At 61.8% G+C, this 2,441-nt stretch carries 3 protein-coding genes; all 3 read left to right on the top strand.

The window, feature by feature from the left end:
• Positions 1–490 (top strand): MotA/TolQ/ExbB proton channel family protein (locus tag WA989_RS03075; RefSeq protein WP_424339057.1); only part of this gene is annotated, 490 nt, incomplete at its 5' end.
• Positions 491–580: 90 nt separating this feature from the next.
• Positions 581–1,105, top strand: a complete 525-nt coding sequence (locus WA989_RS03070) for a hypothetical protein (protein ID WP_424339056.1) — start codon at positions 581–583, stop codon at positions 1,103–1,105.
• A gap of 27 nt (positions 1,106–1,132) precedes the next feature.
• Positions 1,133–2,441: cation:proton antiporter (locus WA989_RS03065; protein WP_424339055.1), on the top strand; the 1,309-nt coding region annotated here is incomplete at its 3' end.

Genomic DNA, 2,441 nt, shown 5'->3' with positions numbered 1-2,441 from the left:
GCTCAATCCGGGCGGCAAATCCCCGCTCCAGGGTCATCTTTCTGATGCCATGTCGACCACCGCAAATGCCCGTCACCGCGCCGTCTCGGCCCTCAACACGCTCGCCGACGCCTTGCCCGCGCTCGGGATCGTTGCTGCCGTTCTCGGCATCATCAAGACGATGGGCGTGATCGACCAGTCCCCCGAAGTGCTCGGCCCGATGATCGCCACCGCCCTGCTCGGCACCTTCCTCGGCGTCTTCCTGGCCTATGGTCTGGTCGGCCCGCTCGCCTCACGCTTCGGCCAGGTGATCGATGAGGAAATGCTCTATCTTGAGACCATCTGCACGCTGCTCACCGCCTATGATGAGGGCCATCCGCCAGCCACGGCGATCGAGCTTGCCCGGTCCGGCCTGCCAATTCATCTGCGGCCCGGCCTTGAAGCGCTCGATGCCGCGATTTCGAACGTCGCGACCCTCCCGCGTCGCAGCACCATGCGACGTTCTGCCTGAATTGCTTGAACAATTTGCCGTCCCGATCTGGCTTTGTCGCCGCTCACGCACTATCTGCAGCGGTTGTGAAAGCGGCCGAAGGAGCGCCCGATGACGCGATTTGACCAGCTGATCGAGACTGTCGAGGGCTATCAGAGGCTTGCGGCAGAGAATTATGCCCGCGTGCGCCAGATGGCGGAAGAGGTCCGCGCCGGCCTCTGTGACTATATCGACGCCACCGACGGCGTCTGCGTCCAGCTTGTGCCGCCTTTCGGCGAGTTTCAGCCGAAAGCCTATGGCGACCAGGCTTTTTCGGTCCCGCCAAGAGGGTTTCGTCCGCTGGGCCCCATCGCCTTCGGCCTGGCTGTGCGTGTCAGCAAGGGAACCGACTGGATCCGCGTCACGACACAGTGCCAGAAAATAGGCGATGCCTTCATTCTGGACATCCAGGGAGGCGAATCTTTCAAGCTTGGTCTCCCGCTGAACGAAAATGACTCCAATCGCTTGTTTGAATATGTCTATAATCACGTTCTGAACTGGTTCCAGTTGAAGATGGACCAATACGAAAAAGGGGAATACGGGACGCGCGAAATCGGCTTTGACTTCTCGCGCGATACCGACAGCGCCACTGCCTGATCCACTCTTTGGCTAGGCCATCACAACATGTTTGACACCAATATCCTTCTTGCTGCCGTAGGCTCCGACAGCCTGATCTTCGCTTGTGCGCTGATCGGGGCGCTCGGGCTTGGCGCGCAGTGGCTGGCCTGGCGCCTTCAGGCCCCGGCCATCGTCCTCATGGCGCTCGCAGGCCTTGCTGCAGGCCCGCTCTGGCAGGTGATTTTCGGCGATCCCCTGCTCAGCCCGTCCAATACGTTCGGTGATCTATTACGGCCCATCGTCTCTCTGTGTGTGGCGGTCATCCTGTTTGAAGGCGGCCTGATCCTGAAATTTGAGAATCTGCGCGACGCGGGCGCGGCTGTCCGGCGCGTGGTCTTTATCGGTGGCCCGCTGGCCTGGCTGTTCGGGTCATTGGCCGCGCACTATGCCGCCGGTCTCGACTGGGCGAGCGCAATCGTCTTTGCAGGCGTCATGGTCGTGACGGGGCCGACCGTGATCATGCCGCTGCTGCGCCAGTCCAAGCTGTCCGGGCGGCCCGCGCAGTTCCTGAAATGGGAAGGCATCGTGAATGATCCGGTCGGCGCGCTGTTTGCGGTCGCTGCCTATGAGATCATTCGCGTGGCCTCACAAGGCGAATCGACACTGCTCGCTGGCGCCTGGATCCTTGGCGCCGCCGCGATCGGTACGCTTCTCGGGATCGCCTTCGGCTTCGCCATGTCCCGCGCCTTCCGCGAAGGCTGGACGCCGGAATACCTGAAAGCGCCGCTCATCTTCGCGTCGATCATTCTCTGTTACGCGCTTGCAGAACAGGTCGAGAAGGAAATCGGCCTCGTCGCCGTCACCGCCTATGGCATGACGCTCGCCAATTCGCGCCTCGCAGACCTTTCGGAACTTCGAAAATTCAAGGAAGACATCGCCGTTCTGCTTGTCTCCGGCGTGTTCGTCATCCTGACGGCCGATCTCACCCCGCAAATCATCCGCTCGGCGCTGAACCTGAATACGCTACTGTTCTTGCTCGTTATGCTGTTCGTCGTCCGCCCGCTCTCGGTCTGGATCGCCACAGCTGGCACGCTCAGCCGCAATGAAGCCCTGCTGCTTGGCTGGATTGCCCCCCGAGGCATCGTGGCCGTCGCTGTGTCCGGCCTGTTCGGGTCGCTGCTCGTCGATCTTTCGCGTGAAGGCCGGTTTTACTTCTCTGGCGCTGACCAGATCGTGCCGCTTGCCTTTGCAATGGTGTTCACCACCGTGGTGCTGCACGGCTTCACGATTGGCCCGCTCGCCCGTCGGCTCGGCCTGGCGCGCTCGGAGAAACCCGGCCTTCTGCTTGTCGGCGCGAACTCGAGGAGCGTGGAAT

The sequence above is a fragment of the Henriciella sp. genome (assembly GCF_049649345.1).
Lineage (GTDB): Bacteria > Pseudomonadota > Alphaproteobacteria > Caulobacterales > Hyphomonadaceae > Henriciella.
This window is presented reverse-complemented; position numbering and strand designations above follow the sequence as displayed.

Excerpts from the sequence above, each read along its gene's own strand:
- WA989_RS03070 (WP_424339056.1), top strand. The coding sequence starts at position 581 with ATGACGCGATTTGACCAGCTGATCGAGACTGTCGAGGGCTATCAGAGG.